Source organism: Marinobacter lipolyticus, assembly GCF_018424605.1.
In the GTDB taxonomy this organism is placed as follows: Bacteria; Pseudomonadota; Gammaproteobacteria; order Pseudomonadales; family Oleiphilaceae; genus Marinobacter; species Marinobacter lipolyticus_B.
On the sequence record NZ_QTKT01000014.1, the window covers coordinates 74,273 to 91,472 of the forward strand.

Sequence of the window (17,200 nt, forward strand, 5' to 3'; positions counted from 1 at the left end):
GTTTTCGCTGTTCAGAGACCCGCCACCGGTGTCATCAATGGCACCAGCACAATGTCCTCCTGAGCCGGCACCACCATGCCGAATCGTTGCGCCGCCAGACTCTCCACCCGACTGTGGGCGCTCAATGCGCTTTGCTCGAGCAGAAGCTGACTCCATTCACGCTGATACCCGTCCCGCTCGGCGTGAAGCTGAGACAACGTATTGAATAGCTGACGGTTCTGGTAGGAACTCACCACCACGCCGATCGACGAGGCAATCAGCAGCGCCACCAACGCCATCGAGATCAACACACGAGTCTGCTGCAATGCCTCAAAGACCTGCTGCGACACCCGTATGGCACTGGCCAGGCCATCTTTCATCTTCTGCCTGCTCAGCCCAGTACTTCTCACTGCCGGCTCAATCGCTACCGCGCCCATGGCTACGCGCTCCCCTGCTAATCCTGTCTGTTGTCGACACGCTCAAGCACCCGCATCACTGCACTGCGGGCGCGCACGTTGTCGCTGATTTCTTCCGTATTGGCCTTACTGGCCTTACCCACCAGACGGAACCCCGATGCCTCCTGAACGGCGGTAACCGGCACCCCTTTTGGCAACCGTGGCCCTCGCGCGAGATCCCGCATGAAGCGTTTGACCACGCGATCCTCGAGGGAATGAAAGCTGATCACCACCAGACGTCCACCCGGTGCCAGCCGATCTGCGGCAGCCTTCAGGCCCACCTCCAGATCCTCAAGCTCCCGATTGATGAAAATCCGGATCGCCTGAAACGTTCGGGTAGCCGGATGCTTGTGCTTTTCCTTCTTGGGAACCGCTTTACTCACCAGCTCGGCCAGTTCCCGGGTGGTGCTGATCGGCGTCTCCTGACGCTGCTCGACCACCAAACGCGCGATACGGCGGGAGAAACGCTCCTCGCCGTACCGGAAGATCACATCGGCAATGTCTTTTTCTTCTGCCTCGGCCAGCCACTGCGCGGCACTCGGCGCCTGCTGGGGATTCATCCGCATGTCCAGCGGGCCATCTCTCATGAAACTGAAGCCGCGGGCGGCGTCGTCCAGCTGTGGCGAGGAAACGCCCAGGTCGAGCAACACACCGTTAACTTTATCCCAGCCCTGATCGGCAATCGCTTCACCCAGATCAGCGAAGGAGCCGTGATAACAGGAAAATCGGCCGTCTTCTGACGCCAGCTCACGGGCGACCCGAACCGCTTCCGGGTCCTTGTCGATGCCCAGCAGCCGACCCGAAGGCCCCAGCTTGCCCAGCACAAGACGGCTGTGACCACCGCGACCGAAGGTGCCATCCACGTAGAATCCGTCGGGGTCGTTAACCAGGAAATCGACCGCCGAGTCCAGCAGCACGGAGCGATGGGAGAATGCCTGGCCCGCCGCCCCCTGCTTGCGCTTGGAGGTCATAGGGACAATGCCTCCATTTCCGGCGGCATGTCATCATCATCGGTGGACTCATCCAGCCAGGCGAACCAGCGCTCCTCACTCCAGAGCTCGAGCTTCTTGCCCTGCCCGATCAGCATCAGTTTTTTCTCCAGGTGGGCGTAGGAGCGCAAAGTTGGCGGCACCAGAATCCGCCCGGCACCGTCCAGCTCCATCGGCGCGGCGTTACCCAGTATCAGGCGCTGAAGGCGCCGGGCCGCCCGATTCATGTTCGGCAAGGCTTCGATTTTCGGGCGCAGGATCTCCCACTCCGGTTCCGGATACACCAGCAGGCAACGTTCCTCATCGGCGTTTGCTGTCAATACAATGCGGCCGCCACAGGCTTGCGCGAGCTCTTCGCGCACCTTGGCGGGGATCGCAAGACGACCCTTCGCATCCATATTGATGGCATGACTGCCAAGAAAGTTGCTCATTTGCACCGACTCTGGGGTTCAGAAACCAAAAAAAACCACTAAAAACCACTTTTTCCCACTTCTGCACACTATAGAAACACGCAATACACAATGCAAGCGCCGTTAACAGCGTCGCACCTGTAAAACTTCCTTCTATGACAAGAGGTTAGCGGCGAGGACTCGAGCAGAGGGCCAGATTACCAAAAAGAAACAGATAGAAATCAGGGACCTGCAGAAAGGTCTGAAGATGACAAGTGAGGTGTAAGATTTTTTGGCTATAAAAGAGGCTGCCTGAGAATGACAAGCATCACAAAGGCAGGTTTCTAAAGGAAATGAGCTCGCCGGTAAGCCGGGTTCTGTCGTGGACAGTCATTCATCTAGGGCCTGCGTCACCACAGGCCTCAAGCAACCTACCCGAATCCAGCGCGGGCCACGCCATTGGATTCCTATTTGGTCTTGCTCCAGGTGGGGTTTACCATCGCCGTGAACTGTTGCCAGTCACGCGGTGCGCTCTTACCGCACCGTTTCACCCTTACCGGCGCCCGAAGGCGCTTAGGCGGTCTACTTTCTGTTGCACTTTCCGTCGGCTCACGCCGCCCAGGCGTTACCTGGCACCTCGCCCTGCGGAGCCCGGACTTTCCTCCCCCAGCGGACTGGCGGCGACTGTCTGGCGAGCTCGGGCACGACAATACCCTCGCAGTCGGAGCGGTGCAAGCAAAACCGTGCCGCTGCCGCCCGTCACTCTGCCTTCAATGTCAGCGCGCGCTGATACAGCTCGTTCTTCGGACGACCGGTCAGTTCCGCGACAATTTTGGCCACCTTCTTTACCGGCAACTCGGCCATCAACAGACTCAGCAGCTTATCGGTATTCACTTCACCCGACTCGCCGGCATCCGCTTTCAGCGGCGCACCGCCGACCATAACCACGAATTCTCCCCGGGCACCGTTGGGGTCACGCTCGATCGCCTCGCAGACCTCGCCCGCCTCGCCCGCATAGAACGTCTCGAAGGTTTTGGTGAGCTCCCGCCCGAGCACCAGCTCTCTGGTGGCCCCCATGACGTCGCGGATTTCTGCCACCGTTTCGAGGATCCGGTGGGGCGATTCGTAAAACACCAGGGTTGCACTGGTATCCGCGAGCGACTCCAGCTCGGTGCGGCGGGCACCCCGCTTGGCCGGCAGGAATCCCGCAAACAGAAAGCGATCCGTGGGCAAGCCTGCCGCACTGAGCGCGGCAACCAGCGCGCACGGCCCCGGCACCGGCGTTACCCGCACCCCACGCTCACGGGCCTGGCGCACGAGCACAAAGCCCGGATCGGAAATCAGGGGGGTGCCAGCGTCCGATATCAGCGCCACGTCGTCACCCCCTTCCAGGCGATCCAGCACCTGAGCAGCACGATCCCGCTCGTTGTGATCGTGCAGGGCAATCATCGGCTTGCGGATGCCCAGATGCTGCAGCAAACGACCACTGTGACGCGTGTCCTCGGCCGCAATGACTGCCACCCGCGACAGCACCGCAGAGGCACGCGGCGACAGATCCTCCAGGTTGCCAATCGGTGTCGCCACGATATACAGGGTGCCGGAACCGTTACCGTGAGCTGATTTCACAACATTGCCTCACTTTACCAGGGGACCATGACACCTGCGTCATGTGAAATGGCCCGGGAGCTGTTAAACTTGCCAGCCTGAGAATGATACAGGGGAGCCCGGCGTCGCCGGAGCTTCCGGCATGATGCCGCCGTTTATCCGGCGCCACAAGCGTATTTACCCGGAGTTCGTGAGCCTGCCATGACCAAACACCGCCTGAATCCGAAGACCATCCTCACTCTGTTTGTGCTGGCATTGCTGGCGACGGGGTGCGCCAGCGTCAATCTGGAGTCCCATGTTGCCGAGACCGCCGAGCAGGCCCTGCAGACTGCGAGCACGCAGAGTGACCGACAGCAGGCCCAGAGCTACCTGCTGCGCTCGGCGGACGAATTCCAGACGCGCGACGACCACACTTCCGCCCGGGAAATCCTGACGAGCGATCAGCTATCGACGCCGGCGGCCGAGCTGGAAGACCAGTATCTGCTGCTGTCGATGGCTAGCGCCACCGCACTGGAGGATCGTGACTGGGCCCGCGAGTTGGCAGCGGAACTCAGCACTGACCAGTTCCTCAATTATGAGCGCGGCCTGATGGCGCGTGCCGCCAACCTCCAGGCGGACACCCTGGAACTGGCCGGCGACCACCTTGGCGCGGCGGCCACCTTGATCACCCTTGCCCAATCGGACTCTCGCCAGAACCTCCAGGCCATCCACGATCGCATCTGGCAGGCCTTGAAGGCGACCTCAGACACCCAGTTAAATGAAGAAGCCGGCACCGTGCTCGGCTATGAAGCCCAGGGCTGGATCGAACTGGCCGGCATTCTGCGCGAACCGGGCATGAGCCTCGACGAGCAGGGCCGCCGGGTCCGCCAGTGGCAAAACAACTGGCCGGGGCACCCGGCCTCCAGCGCCCTGCCATCAGAACTCGGACTGATTGCCAGTCTCGCGGAGAGCCGCCCGGAGCAGATCACACTCGCACTGCCGCTGGAAGGCCCTCTGGCCAGCGCCGGAAAAGCCATCCGCGACGGCTTCTTTGCCGCCTACTACAGCGACCAGTCTGCGGACCGCGGCAAAACCAGCATCCGTGTCGTCAATACCGCCGGCTCCGACTTCCGCACGCTGTATGACGAAATGTCCGGCAATGGTCAGGACCTGATCGTCGGCCCGCTGGAAAAAGACGCTGTGGCATCGTTGACCAGCCTGACCAGCCTGCCTGTGCCTGTGCTTGGCCTGAATTATCTGCCAGGTGATGCCAATGTGCCCGCCGGCCTCTACCAGTTTGGCCTGTCGGCGGAAGACGAAGCCCGGCAGATAGCCGACCGGCTGGCCAGCGAAAATAACCATCAGGCACTGGTGCTGATTCCTCAGGGCGAGTGGGGTGACAGACTGGAAAACGCTCTGCTCGAACGCATGGCCGAGAACGGCAGCGTTGCACTCGACACTGAGCGCTATTTCAAGAAAGACAACCTGCGTGCGGTCACCGCGGATCTGCTGGGCATCACCACATCTCGCGAGCGGGCCATTGACGTTGAGCGCACCGCGGGCATTGACGTGGAGTTCGAACCTCGGCGCCGCCAGGATGCCGATGCGGTGGTCATGGTTGCCGAGCCGACGGTTGCTCGCCAGTTCAAGCCATTGTTTGCCTTCTATTTTGGCGGCGATCTGCCGGTCTACTCGCCGTCCATGGTGTACGAAGGCAACAAAGACCCTTCCCGGGATCGTGACCTCAACGAGGTCATATTCACCGATATCCCCTGGGTGCTGGACGCCAACAATGAGTTCCGCATCACCGCAACAGAAGCGCTTCCCGATATGCGGGGCCAGCTCGGCCGCCTGTTCGCCATGGGTGCAGACGCGTGGAACCTGAGCAAACGACTGCCGTTGCTGCGCCAGGTGGAGGGGGCCGCGATTGACGGACAGACCGGCACGCTGACCATGACACCGGACGGCAGCATCCACCGTGAGCAGCTGTGGGCACGCTTTAACAGCGGAACCCCGGAACTGCTGCCGGCCAGCTCCGAAGACGAGCGTTCCGGCGACGAATAAACGCCCACGGATAGTTCAGGATGTGGTGGCCATGGAAGGCAAGCCCGGCAGCAAAGCCATCGGAACCCAGACAGAAGCCGTCGCGGCACGCTACCTGCAAAGCCGTGGCGTCTCTATTCTTGAGCGCAACGTCTATAACCGGGGCGGAGAGATTGACCTGATCGGCCAGGATGGGGACACCCTGGTATTCTTCGAGGTTCGCTTTCGGGGTCTCAACAGCCTGGTCGGCGCGGCGGAATCGATCACACCCTCCAAACAGCGGAAACTGATCAGGGCCGCCTCGTTCTACCTGCACCGAAACGGCCTCAGCAGCGCGCCCTGCCGCATTGACGTGGTTGCGATCGCTCCGGGCGAAGTCAGCAAATACCGGATACAATGGATCAAAAATGCTATTCAGGCGTAGACATGACTGACACTGAACAACAGATCAATCAATGGTTTGCTGCTCACATGGAGCAGACCGCCCAGGCAGCGAGCACAACCGCCCCGGCCATCGAGCGGGCCGCCGATGCCTTTGTGAACACCCTGCTCAACGACGGCAAGATCATTACCTGTGCCAACGGCAGCGCCAACATCCTGGCCCAGTATTTCTGCACTGCGCTGCTGAACCGCTTCGATCACGACCGGCCAGCCCTTCCGGCCATCAATCTGGGCGCCGACGCTACCACCTACTCCGCGATCTGTCGCGACAACCGCTTCAACGACACCTTTTCCAGGCCGGTGCGGGCCATCGGCAAGGCCGGAGACCTGTTGTTCGTGATCGTTGATGACGGCCACAAGGCCAATCTGATCCAGGCCATTCAGGCCGCGCACGACCGTGAAATGAACGTTGTGGTCCTGAGCGCCAAGGACAAGTCCGATATCACTTCCCTGCTGCAACCGGAAGATTACGAGATTGCCCTCGACAACCTTCCCGCCACGGCCGCGACACCCTTGCTTCTGGTGATCATCAACGCGCTGTGCGGGCTGATCGATAGCAAACTTTTCGGCGGGTAATAAAAAAGCCAGCATTATGCTGGCTTTTTTATTGCTGCTTCAGGCTCAACTCATTTAACGACCTTCAGGGTCGGTCGGCCAGTCGGGCGTTCGCTGCCGCCCTGAGAACCGGAGGAACCGCCGGTGCCATCGTCGTCCGGATCCGGAGAGCCGGGCTCGCTGCCAAACACCATCCCCTCGCCGTTTTCCTTGGCGTAAACCGCCATCACCGCCTGCAGCGGAATAAAGACCTGCATCGGCACGCCGCCAAAACGGGCGCTGAATTCCAGAGCCCCGTTGCCAATCACCAAACCACGGACCGCACCGGGAGAGATGTTCAGGACGATCTGGCCGTTGGCGACGTGCTCGGTCGGCACCTGAACACCCTGAACGCCGGCATCAACCACGATGTATGGCGTGCAGTCGTTATCCAGAATCCATTCATTGAACGCCCTGACCAGATAGGGACGGCTTGATGTCATGGTTACTTTGCTATCAGGCACTGCCTCTCTCCTGACCCGTTCTCAGGCCCTGCTTGACTGACTCAGCTACGAATGTCTTCTTCAAGGTCAGAGAGGCTCGCCTTGAAACCCTCCCGACTGAAGATACTCTCCATGTACTTCTGCAGCGGCTTGGCCTGCTTGTCGTCCAGGTCAATGCCCAGCGCCGGCAAACGCCAGAGGATCGGCGCGATGCAGCAGTCGACGATGGTGAATTCCTCGGACAGGAAGAACGGCATTTCGCCGAACAGAGGCGCCGTGGCCAGCAGGCTTTCCCGCAGCTCCTTGCGTGCCGCCTCAGAAGCCTTTGCGTTCGGCTGGGCAAGAATCTGGTCTACCAGACCACACCAGTCCTTCTGAATCCGATGGATCATCAGACGGCTGTTCGCCCGGGCAACCGGATAGACCGGCAGCAATGGCGGATGGGGAAACCGCTCATCAAGGTATTCCATCATGATGTTGGGCTCGTAGAGCACAAGATCACGGTCCACCAGGGTGGGCAGGGCATTGTACGGGTTCAGGTCGGCCAACTCGGCCGGCGGGTTATCCGGATCAACATCGACGATATCAACCGTTACACCCTTTTCCGCGAGAACAATACGCACACGATGGCTGTAATGACTGGCCGGGTCAGAGAAAAACGTCATTGATGACCGCTTGGTCACAACGCCCATAGAACTACCTCACGAGTAAACAAATCAGAATGATCCTGAAAACGCAAAAATCCAGCGGGCCGGTGATTGCCCGCTGGAACTCAGGACCGGAGATTATACCTGAAATCTCAGTGCACGTCCTTCCAGTACTCACGATTGAGCAGGTAGGCGAAGATGAAGAAGATGGCGACAAAGATCAGAACGAAGATCCCCATCCGCTCACGCTCCACTTTCACCGGATCGCCCATGTAAGAAAGGAAGTTGGTCAGGTCGTACATGGCGCGGTCAAACTCCGCCGCCGACATGCTACCTTCGGTCGCATACTCGGGACAGGCATCGGCATTATTGATGTTGCCACTGAGGGGATCCACGCTGGCACCATGGCCGATCTTCGGCTCAACAGCACACAGGCCCTGCAGGTCGACCAGAACGTGAGGCATGCCTACGTTCTCAAAGACGACGTTATTCACACCCAGCGGGCGCGAATCGTCTTTATAGAAACCACGCAGGTAGGAGTAGATCCAGCTTTCGCCACGCAGACGCGACTCAAGGGTCAGATCGGGTGGCGGCGCACCGAACCAGCCCGCGGACTGGTCCTTGCTCATCGAAACCTTCATCAGCTCACCGATCTTGGCGCCGGTGAAAATCAGGTTCTCTTCATAGAGAGCGGCCGGGATCTCGAGATCGTCGGATACCCGCTTGTAGCGGGCATACTCCATGGAGTGGCAACCCATGCAATAGTTGGTGAACAGCGCCGCACCACGCTGCAGGGATGCCTTGTTGGTGTGATCCGGCTCCATGGTATCCAGGGGAACCGCAGCACCTGCTGCCAGCCCGAGCGCCGGCAGGATCGCGATGAAAAGACCAAAAATCAGCTTTCTCATTATCCTGTCACCCTCTCTGGAACTGGCTTGGTTTTCTCCATGCGAGTGTAGAACGGCATGAGAATGAAGTAGAGGAAGTACAGTGTGGTCAGAATCTGAGCCACCATGGTACGCCCCTCGGTCGCCGGGACGATGCCCAGATAACCCAGAATCACGAAGCTCACCACGAAAATCGCCAGCGCGACTTTACTGATCCAGCCTTTGTAGCGCATGGAGCGCACCGGGCTCTTGTCCAGCCAGGGCAGCACAAAGAGGATGGCAATGGCGGCGCCCATGACCACAACACCCCAGAACTTGGCGTCCAGTCCGAACAGGTCGACTGTCACCGCACGCAACATCGCGTAGAACGGTGTGAAGTACCAGACCGGCGCAATATGATCCGGCGTTTTCAACGCATTGGCCGGCTCGAAGTTAGGCTTCTCGAGGAACAGCCCGCCCATTTCCGGGAAGAAGAAGACCACGATGAAGAAGATAAAGAAGAACACACCCACGCCGAGCAGATCGTGCACGGTGTAGTAAGGGTGGAACGGGATACCGTCTTTCGGGATGCCGTTTTCGTCCTTGTTTTTCTTGATATCGATACCGTCGGGGTTGTTCGATCCCACTTCGTGCAGCGCCAGGATATGCAGCACCACCAGACCCAGAAGGACGATAGGCAGGGCGACAACGTGCAGGGCGAAGAAGCGATTCAGTGTGATGCCGGAGATCAGGTAGTCACCCCGAATCCACAGGGACAGATCGTCGCCGATCACCGGAATGGCGCCAAACAGGTTTACGATAACCTGGGCACCCCAGTAGGACATCTGACCCCAGGGCAGCAGGTAACCCATGAAGGCTTCCGCCATCAGCACCAAATAGATCAGCATGCCGAAGATCCAGATCAGCTCGCGGGGCTTCTGATAGGAGCCATACATCAGACCACGGAACATGTGCAGGTAAACCACCACGAAGAACGCAGATGCACCGGTGGAATGCAGATAACGAAGCAGCCATCCCCACTCCACATCGCGCATGATGTACTCAACGGAAGCAAAGGCACCCTCGGCTGACGGATTGTAGCTCATGGTGAGCCAGATACCGGTAATCAGCTGATTGACCAGTACCAGCATGGCCAGAGAGCCAAAGAAGTACCACATGTTGAAGTTTTTTGGCGCGTAATACTTGCCAACGTGTTTGTTCCAGGCGTCAACAACGGGAAGACGCTCATCAATCCAGGATACTAACTTTTGCATTACGCAGCCCCCTCCGGATCAAGACCGATGGTCAGAGTATTCTCGTCATCGAAACGATACGGAGGAATCTCCAGATTCTGCGGCGCCGGCTGGTTGGCGTAAACACGACCCGACAGATCGTAACGTGAGCCGTGGCACGCACAGTAAAAACCGCCAAGCCAGCTTTCGCCCAGATCAGCGGGAGACACTTCCGGACGGAACTGAGGCGAGCATCCCAGGTGAGTACAGATGCCCACCAGCACCACGTACTCTTCCTTGACCGCACGGTAGATGCCTTCAACATACGCGGGCTGATTTGCCTCTTCCGACTGGGGGTCTTTTACCCGGTCGTTCAGCTCTTTGATGTTTTCAAGCATTTCCGGGGTACGGCGGATAACCCAAACCGGCTTACCTCGCCACTCAACGGTCATCTGCTGACCCGGCTCCAGTTTGCTGACATTAGCGGTGACCGGCGCACCAGCTGCTTCCGCTTTGGCACTGGGATTCCAGGACGCCACGAAAGGAACTGCCGCACCGACGACGCCGACTCCACCTACCACCGACGTAGCACCGATCAGAAACCGGCGCCGGCCTTGGCTCACGTCGCCATTACTCATTATGGTTTTCTCCCATCAGGCGAGGCGCAGAGCACCGCGATCCGGCGCTGCCACACTTCAAAAAGGACTTCACAACCCAAAATTATAAGCGCCCAAATGGTAATGAAATTACCCGGGCCTTACAAGTCGGAAAGGCGCCACCAACGGACCACCCCGCCCCGGGCCACGTCGAGAATCGTCAGCCGGACAATAAAAAACCCGGCCGAGGGCCGGGTTTTTTGAGGGTAGCGCTCCAGCAATTAACGCTTGGAGAACTGAGGACGCTTACGCGCCTTCCGCAGACCCACTTTCTTACGCTCAACTTCACGGGCGTCACGGGTAACGTAACCCGCTTTGCGCAGTGCCGGGCGCAGAGTCTCGTCGTAATCCATCAGGGCACGGGTCAGACCGTGGCGAATAGCGCCGGCCTGACCGCTGATGCCGCCACCCTTGACGGTGATATTGATGTCAAAACGATCGCTGGACTCAGCAACAACCAGAGGCTGACGAACGATCATGCGCAGGGTCTCACGACCGAAGAAATCTTCGATGGAGCGACCGTTGATAGAGATGTTACCGCTTCCCGGCTTGATGAAAACCCGAGCCGTGGATGTCTTGCGGCGACCAGTACCGTAATTTTGTGCTACAGACATATCCGCCTTCCGTTAAATGTCGAGTTCTTTGGGCTGCTGGGCTGCGTGAGGATGCTCAGCGCCGGCATAAATTTTCAGCTTCTTGAACATGGCACGGCCGAGCGGGCCACTCGGAAGCATGCCTTTGACAGACTTCTGAATGATTTGCTCAGGAGCCTTGTCGACCAGCTTCTCGAAGTTGATGGACTTGATTCCACCCGGAAAGCCAGTGTGGCTGTAGTACATCTTTGCAAATGCTTTTTTGCCGGTAACCCGGACCTGGCTTGCGTTGATCACAACGATGTAATCGCCAGTGTCTACATGAGGGGTATACTCAGGCTTATGCTTGCCCCGCAGACGACGGGCGATTTCGGTTGACAGACGACCCAGCGTCTTGCCGGCTGCGTCTACAACGTACCAGTCACGTGTTACTGTTTCTGGTTTCGCACTCAGAGTCTTCATTGATTCCGCCTTGAACGCTATATAAGAAACGTTAAAAACCACCACCGGTAAATGCTTGGCATCCGGAGGAGGTTCTGTACCTGTAAAGATCGGCAGTGACATCATTCGGGGCTGAGATGATGGCATCGCCTTGAAAAGCCAGGGCGCGAAGTATATCCAAACCACACCGGAAAGCCAACCCTATTACGCGTTGTTTCGCTAATCCCCTACCCCGGTGCGGGCAAGCCGTAGAGCCGGCAGCCGTTGCTCACCAACTGGCCGGCCAGCGCCTCCCGACTCTCGGACCGCAATTCGACCAGGGCATCCAGAATAATTGGCAGATATTCCGGGGAGTTGCAGCCCTTGGCGACCCCCTCCGGCGCCATGTCCGGGGCGTCCGTCTCGAGCACGAGCGCGTCAATTGGCAAGCGGGCAATGGCGTCGCGGGTTTTTCTCGCCCCGGGATGGGTGATAACACCGCCGACGCCGATGTAGCAGCCCAGATCGACCAGCTTCCGCGCCTGCTGGTAGCTGCCGGAAAATCCGTGCACCAGCGAGCGTCCGTTGAAACGGCGAGCCCGCAGAATGCCGTGAATCTCGTCGTGGGTTCGCACGGAATGGATAATCAGTGGCAGGCCCAGGCGACTGGCGATGTCCACCTGCGCTTCAAACCAGGGAATCTGGTCGGCAAGCTCTCCCTTCAGGCGGTCCAGCCCACACTCCCCGACTCCCACGCAGCGGCCCTCCGCCTTACCAAGGGCTTCTTCCAGCGCTGCCAGGTCTTCGGCACTGTGCTCACCGATAAACCAGGGATGGATCCCCAGGCAGTAAAACAGGCCTGACCAACTGTCAGCCGTTTGCCTTACCCGCGGCCAGTCCGGCCGCCGGACGCCGGGGATGACCACCCGCTCGACACCCTGCTCGCGCGCACGCGCCAGGACCTGCTCCCGGCAGCCATCAAACTGCGGAAAGTCGAAATGACAGTGGACGTCGATGAGGTTCATACCATCCGGCCTGGCCGTCGTCAGTGCTCCCGGGTCTTGTGGAAGCCAATGTCGGGATAGCGCTCCTGCGCCAGTTGCAGGTTCACCATGGTAGGTGCAATGTAAGCCAGCTGGTTGCTGCCGTCGAGCGCCAGGTAGTCGTTGTTCTTGCGCTGGAACTCGTCGAGCTTGCGCTCATCGGCGGCGGTGACCCAGCGGGCCGTCGCCACGTTAATGGCCTCGTAAACCGCCTCGACCTTGTACTCACTCTTCAGCCGGCTGACCACCACATCAAACTGCAGCACCCCCACGGCACCCACAATCAGGTCATTGTTTTTCAGGGGGCGGAATACCTGCACGGCGCCCTCTTCCGACAACTGGATCAACCCTTTCTGTAGTTGCTTGGATTTAAGCGGGTCTTTGAGGCGGATACGGCGGAACAGTTCTGGCGCAAAGTTGGGAATACCAGTGAACTTTACATCCTCACCTGCGGTGAAGGTATCGCCAAGCTGGATCGTGCCGTGGTTATGCAGGCCGATGATGTCGCCGGCGAACGCCTCTTCCGCATGTTCACGGTCCCCCGCCATAAAGGTCAGGGCATCGGAAAACCGTACATCCTTGCCAATGCGCACATGCCGGGCCTTCATTCCCTGGCTGTAGCGGCCGGACACAATACGCAGGAAGGCTACGCGATCCCGGTGCTGCGGGTCCATGTTCGCCTGGATTTTGAAAACAAAGCCGGAAAAACCATCTTCCGTCGGCTCCACCAGACGCTGATCCGTCTCGCGCGGCTGAGGCGTCGGCGCCCACTCCACCAGACCATCGAGCATGTGATCGACCCCGAAATTACCCAGCGCGGTACCGAAAAAGACCGGTGTAAGCTCGCCCTTGAGGAACGCCTCGTGATCAAACTCATGGGAAGCGCCCTTGACCAGCTCAATTTCGTCGCGCAGATCGGAGGCATATGCCCCGAGGACCTCATCCAGCTCCGGGTTGTCGAGCCCGGCAATGACACGGCGCTCCTGGATGGTATGCCCCTGGCCTGACTGATAAAGGATGACCTCATCCTTCAACAGATGGTAAACCCCTTTGAAATTCTTACCCATACCGATGGGCCAGGTCACCGGTGAGCAGGCAATCTTGAGGATATCTTCAACCTCATCCATCAGCTCAACCGGGTCCCGTGTGTCACGGTCCAGTTTGTTCATGAAAGTCAGGATCGGCGTATCCCGGAGACGGGTGACCTCCATCAGTTTGATGGTGCGATCCTCGACGCCCTTGGCGCTGTCGATCACCATCAGGCAGGAATCCACGGCGGTCAGTGTGCGGTATGTGTCTTCCGAAAAGTCTTCATGCCCCGGGGTATCAAGCAGGTTGACCAGGCGATTGCTGTAAGGGAACTGCATCACCGAGGTGGTGACCGAGATACCCCGCTCCTTTTCCATCTCCATCCAATCCGACTTGGCGTGCTGGCCTGACTTCTTGCCCTTGACGGTACCGGCCTTCTGGATGGCCTGACCGAACAGCAGAACCTTTTCGGTAATGGTGGTTTTACCAGCATCCGGGTGCGAGATAATCGCAAAGGTACGACGATTGGACACTTCTTTTTCAAGGGTGGACATAATGGACGGCAACCTGATTCAAATACGCTGAAAAGGCCGCCATTATAGGGGGAATAACACCGAGACGCGAACGATGTCCGCCCCGGCGGAGCGGTTGCCACGAAGCGCGCCAGGCTTTACCCCGGGGCGAGTCAGTCAGTGCTCAGGTCAAGTGCCATCACTTTGGCATCTTCCCGGCCATTCGCCGCCGGATAGTAGCCCGGGCGATGACCAATCACGCGGAAGCCCTCCGACTCATAAAGTGCAACGGCACTGCTATTGGACACCCGCACCTCGAGAATCGTCTGTTGCATGCCGTCGTGGGTTGCCCGGGCCACGAGGTGGCGCAGCAATTGACGGCCAGCGCCCTCGCCACGGCGTGCCTTTGCCACGCACAGGTTCAGCAGGTGGGCCTCATCGTAAAGGTAGGCCACGACGGCGTAGCCCCCCAGACTCCCCCCGTGGCGGAAAGCCCACAGGCGGTAGTCCGGACGAAAACAATCGAGGAACACTGCCTCACTCCACGGGTGTGAGTAACTGCACCGCTCAATCTCCATAACCTCGGGCAGGTCGCCCGGCGCCAGCGGGTCGATGGTGCAATCGTTATCGCGCACAGCCTGGTATGACAGCCGCGTCACTGGCGACTCCCTACCAGCGGCTTGAGCTCGTTCCATAAGGCCCGCTTGTAGGAAGGCACGGCGGCAAGCTCCGCGAGCGAATGGGGAAAATCCACTGTGATAGCGCCGAAGGTGCGCTCGAGCCACCCCTGGCGGTTCTCGACCTGCTCGCCGGGCATCACACCCATAAGCACAAGGTGACCCGCTTCCGGTTTATCCACCATGGAAGACAGCAGACGTGATAAGTCCGCAAAGCCATTCCCCGGCACCAACGGATTGGCGAATACCGGCCAGCGCACATAGTTGGGCGCTACCGCAGACCGATCACTCAGTGCGGCGAGAATATTGCTGGCAAGAGCCTCCTGCAATCGCTCGCTGGCGTCGTCGGAGATGCCGGCAACCAAGACGATCTGGCCGGCACGCCAGATCCCGAGCGTCGCCCGAATATCGGAGAAACGTTCCACCTCCACCGCCGGCGTAGCAGTGCCAGGCTCCTCTGTCGGCTCCTCGCCCTCTGACTCCGCAATCGCCACCGACTCTGCCACCACCGGCGCCGGGTCAGCAACCGGTGTGGCGCCGGCCATCAGCGCTTGCAGGTGGGCAATTCGTTCACCGGCCTGGCCTGAACTGACGACGTTCTCTGGAGCACTGCCGGATTTGACGGGTGCAGGCGCCGGCACCGGCGCTCCACCTGCGAGACTGTCAACCTCGATCTCCTCCGGGAAATCGAACTCCGGACTCGGCGCGGCTCCGGGCAATGGCTCACGGGCATACCAGAGCTGAATACCGGCCATCCCCAGGTAAAACTGACGCTCGACTTCAGGAATGGACATACAGACTCTCTGAGATTTCGCTGGGATCAGACATCGGCTACCTGAGGGTGTTGTCGCACACCCCCTCGACTGATGAGATTCAATGCTTCGATATAAGCCTTGGCCGAGGCAATGATAATATCAGTATCGGCACCCACGCCATTCACGATACGCCCGCCCCGCTCCAGCCTTACCGTCACCTCACCCTGGGCGTCCGTTCCGCTGGTAATATTGTTGACGGAGTAGAGCTGGAGGTTGCATCCTGAGTCCACCAGCGATTCGATGGCCTTGAAGGTGGCATCGACAGGGCCACTGCCCTCGGCCTCCACCCTGTGCTCTTTGCCATCCATCATCAGCGTGAGAGTGGCCTTGGGCACCACGCCGGTTTCCGAGCATACCTGCATACACACCAGTCCAAAGCGACCGTCCTCTTCCTTCTGACGGGTATCACTGGCAATCGCCTGCAAATCCTCGTCAAAGATCTCGTGTTTCAGATCGGCCAAAGCCTTGAATCGGGTAAAGGCCTCGTTGAGTTCCGTTTCCGTCTCGAACTGGATGCCCAACTCCAGCAGCCGGGTGCGGAAGGCATTCCGGCCGGAATGCTTGCCAAGCACCAGACTGTTGGTGTGCCAACCCACGTCTTCCGCTCGCATGATCTCATAGGTTTCCCGGTGCTTGAGCACCCCGTCCTGATGAATGCCGGACTCATGAGCAAAGGCGTTCGCACCCACGATCGCTTTATTCGGTTGTACCGGAAAACCGGTGATCGTCGACACCAGCCGCGACGCGGGAACAATGTGACGGGCATCGACACGGGTATCCAGCGTGAACAGGTCCTGGCGGGTGCGCACCGCCATGACAATTTCCTCAAGCGAGGCATTGCCGGCGCGCTCGCCGAGGCCGTTCAGGGTGCACTCCACCTGCCGCGCGCCCTGGCTAACCGCGGCAAGTGAATTGGCAACCGCAAGTCCGAGATCGTTGTGACAATGGACTGAAAAAATCGCCTTGTCGGCGTTGGGGATTCGGTTCAGTAGCTGGCGGATGGTTTCACCAAACTGCTCGGGAATGGCGTAGCCCACGGTGTCCGGGATGTTGATGGTGCGGGCGCCCGCATCAATCGCCGCTTCAATAATGCGACAGAGAAAGTCCAGCTCTGAGCGACCGGCGTCTTCGCAGGAGAACTCCACATCGTCGGTGTGGCTACGCGCCCGCTTCACCGCACGGACCGCCTGCTCAACCACCTGATCAGGCTCCATCTGCAGCTTGTGTTTCATATGAATTGGCGAGGTCGCGATGAACGTATGAATCCTGCCGCTGTTTGCCGGCCGTATCGCCTCTGCGGCCCGATCTATATCACCATCCAGTGCCCGGGCAAGGCTGCAGACGGTAGAGTCGGTGATATTCTCAGCGATCGCCTTCACCGCCTCGAAATCGCCCTGGCTTGCAATGGCAAAGCCCGCTTCGATCACATCGACGCGCAGCTTTTCCAGCACCTTGGCAATCCGGAGCTTCTCCGCCTTGGTCATGGTAGCGCCAGGACTTTGCTCTCCATCCCGGAGCGTAGTGTCAAAAATGACCAGATGATCGGTTGCGGGCATTGGGATACTCCCTTAAGAAGGTTCGATGCTTATGGGCGGAAGTATATCACCGGCACATAGTTTTCGCGGCCCAAATAAAAAACCCCAGCATCGAGGATGCTGGGGTTTAGGGTATTAGGAGCCTGACGATGACCTACTCTCACATGGGCAACGCCACACTACCATCGGCGCAGGTCTGTTTCACTTCTGAGTTCGGGATGGGATCAGGTGGTTCCAGACCGCTATGGTCGTCAGGCA

General features: G+C 59.1%; 19 protein-coding genes, 1 rRNA gene and 1 other RNA gene. 3 read left to right on the top strand and 18 right to left on the bottom strand.

The window, feature by feature from the left end; genetic code table 11:
* Positions 1–11: 11 nt before the first annotated feature.
* The 5 genes from ftsL to rsmI form a co-directional block, all read right to left on the bottom strand.
* Positions 12–416, bottom strand: coding sequence for a cell division protein FtsL (ftsL, locus tag DYI22_RS15960; RefSeq protein ID WP_213479062.1), 405 nt, complete (start codon positions 414–416; stop codon positions 12–14).
* Positions 417–433: 17 nt separating this feature from the next.
* Complete coding sequence (gene rsmH / locus DYI22_RS15965) at positions 434–1,405, bottom strand: 16S rRNA (cytosine(1402)-N(4))-methyltransferase RsmH (protein ID WP_213479063.1); 972 nt, start codon at positions 1,403–1,405, stop codon at positions 434–436.
* The gene (mraZ, locus tag DYI22_RS15970) at positions 1,402–1,854 is read right to left on the bottom strand and encodes a division/cell wall cluster transcriptional repressor MraZ (protein WP_213479064.1); all 453 of its coding nucleotides are present in this window, start codon (positions 1,852–1,854) and stop codon (positions 1,402–1,404) included. The genes rsmH and mraZ overlap by 4 nt, the downstream gene beginning before the upstream one ends.
* A gap of 308 nt (positions 1,855–2,162) precedes the next feature.
* An RNA gene (rnpB, locus tag DYI22_RS15975) (RNase P RNA component class A) lies at positions 2,163–2,512 on the bottom strand.
* 59 nt (positions 2,513–2,571) lie between these two features.
* Complete coding sequence (rsmI, locus tag DYI22_RS15980; protein ID WP_213479065.1) at positions 2,572–3,438, bottom strand: 16S rRNA (cytidine(1402)-2'-O)-methyltransferase; 867 nt, start codon at positions 3,436–3,438, stop codon at positions 2,572–2,574.
* A gap of 180 nt (positions 3,439–3,618) precedes the next feature.
* Between rsmI and DYI22_RS15985 the strand changes: the two genes are divergently transcribed.
* From DYI22_RS15985 to DYI22_RS15995, 3 genes are read left to right on the top strand one after another with little or no spacing between them, the layout of a single operon-like run.
* Positions 3,619–5,460, top strand: a complete 1,842-nt coding sequence (locus DYI22_RS15985) for a penicillin-binding protein activator (protein ID WP_213479066.1) — start codon at positions 3,619–3,621, stop codon at positions 5,458–5,460.
* A 31-nt stretch (positions 5,461–5,491) separates the two neighbouring features.
* Positions 5,492–5,863 carry a YraN family protein gene (locus DYI22_RS15990; RefSeq protein ID WP_213479067.1) on the top strand — a complete coding sequence of 124 codons (372 nt, stop codon included), beginning with the start codon at positions 5,492–5,494 and terminating at the stop codon, positions 5,861–5,863.
* Positions 5,864–5,865: 2 nt separating this feature from the next.
* Complete coding sequence (locus tag DYI22_RS15995) at positions 5,866–6,456, top strand: SIS domain-containing protein (protein WP_213479068.1); 591 nt, start codon at positions 5,866–5,868, stop codon at positions 6,454–6,456.
* A 50-nt stretch (positions 6,457–6,506) separates the two neighbouring features.
* Here DYI22_RS15995 and DYI22_RS16000 read toward each other — a convergent pair whose 3' ends face one another.
* The 13 genes from DYI22_RS16000 to rrf form a co-directional block, all read right to left on the bottom strand.
* Positions 6,507–6,917: a ClpXP protease specificity-enhancing factor gene (locus tag DYI22_RS16000; RefSeq protein WP_213479082.1), complete on the bottom strand. Its 411-nt coding sequence runs from the start codon at positions 6,915–6,917 to the stop codon at positions 6,507–6,509.
* 62 nt (positions 6,918–6,979) lie between these two features.
* A complete protein-coding gene (locus DYI22_RS16005; RefSeq protein ID WP_213479069.1) occupies positions 6,980–7,609 on the bottom strand; it encodes a glutathione S-transferase N-terminal domain-containing protein in 630 nt (209 codons plus the stop codon).
* Positions 7,610–7,716: 107 nt separating this feature from the next.
* Complete coding sequence (locus DYI22_RS16010; protein WP_213479070.1) at positions 7,717–8,472, bottom strand: cytochrome c1; 756 nt, start codon at positions 8,470–8,472, stop codon at positions 7,717–7,719.
* Positions 8,472–9,704 (bottom strand): cytochrome b, encoded by a 1,233-nt coding sequence (locus DYI22_RS16015; protein WP_213479071.1) that lies wholly within the window; start codon positions 9,702–9,704, stop codon positions 8,472–8,474. The genes DYI22_RS16010 and DYI22_RS16015 overlap by 1 nt, the downstream gene beginning before the upstream one ends.
* Positions 9,704–10,300: a ubiquinol-cytochrome c reductase iron-sulfur subunit gene (petA, locus tag DYI22_RS16020; RefSeq protein ID WP_213479072.1), complete on the bottom strand. Its 597-nt coding sequence runs from the start codon at positions 10,298–10,300 to the stop codon at positions 9,704–9,706. Before petA ends, DYI22_RS16015 begins: the two co-directional genes overlap by 1 nt.
* Before the next feature lie 239 nt (positions 10,301–10,539).
* On the bottom strand, positions 10,540–10,932 hold the full coding sequence (gene rpsI / locus DYI22_RS16025) for a 30S ribosomal protein S9 (RefSeq protein ID WP_213479073.1): 393 nt from the start codon (positions 10,930–10,932) through the stop codon (positions 10,540–10,542).
* A gap of 12 nt (positions 10,933–10,944) precedes the next feature.
* On the bottom strand, positions 10,945–11,373 hold the full coding sequence (gene rplM, locus DYI22_RS16030; RefSeq protein WP_213479083.1) for a 50S ribosomal protein L13: 429 nt from the start codon (positions 11,371–11,373) through the stop codon (positions 10,945–10,947).
* Positions 11,374–11,579: 206 nt separating this feature from the next.
* Complete coding sequence (locus DYI22_RS16035) at positions 11,580–12,356, bottom strand: TatD family hydrolase (RefSeq protein ID WP_213479074.1); 777 nt, start codon at positions 12,354–12,356, stop codon at positions 11,580–11,582.
* 20 nt (positions 12,357–12,376) lie between these two features.
* The gene (prfC, locus tag DYI22_RS16040) at positions 12,377–13,957 is read right to left on the bottom strand and encodes a peptide chain release factor 3 (RefSeq protein WP_213479075.1); all 1,581 of its coding nucleotides are present in this window, start codon (positions 13,955–13,957) and stop codon (positions 12,377–12,379) included.
* A gap of 131 nt (positions 13,958–14,088) precedes the next feature.
* Complete coding sequence (gene rimI, locus DYI22_RS16045) at positions 14,089–14,565, bottom strand: ribosomal protein S18-alanine N-acetyltransferase (RefSeq protein ID WP_266099183.1); 477 nt, start codon at positions 14,563–14,565, stop codon at positions 14,089–14,091.
* 5 nt (positions 14,566–14,570) lie between these two features.
* Entirely contained in the window at positions 14,571–15,386 is an 816-nt protein-coding gene (locus tag DYI22_RS16050) for a 2-isopropylmalate synthase (protein WP_213479077.1), read from the bottom strand.
* 26 nt (positions 15,387–15,412) lie between these two features.
* On the bottom strand, positions 15,413–16,963 hold the full coding sequence (locus tag DYI22_RS16055) for a 2-isopropylmalate synthase (RefSeq protein ID WP_213479078.1): 1,551 nt from the start codon (positions 16,961–16,963) through the stop codon (positions 15,413–15,415).
* A gap of 120 nt (positions 16,964–17,083) precedes the next feature.
* A 5S ribosomal RNA gene (gene rrf, locus DYI22_RS16060) occupies positions 17,084–17,198 on the bottom strand.
* Positions 17,199–17,200: the final 2 nt, after the last annotated feature.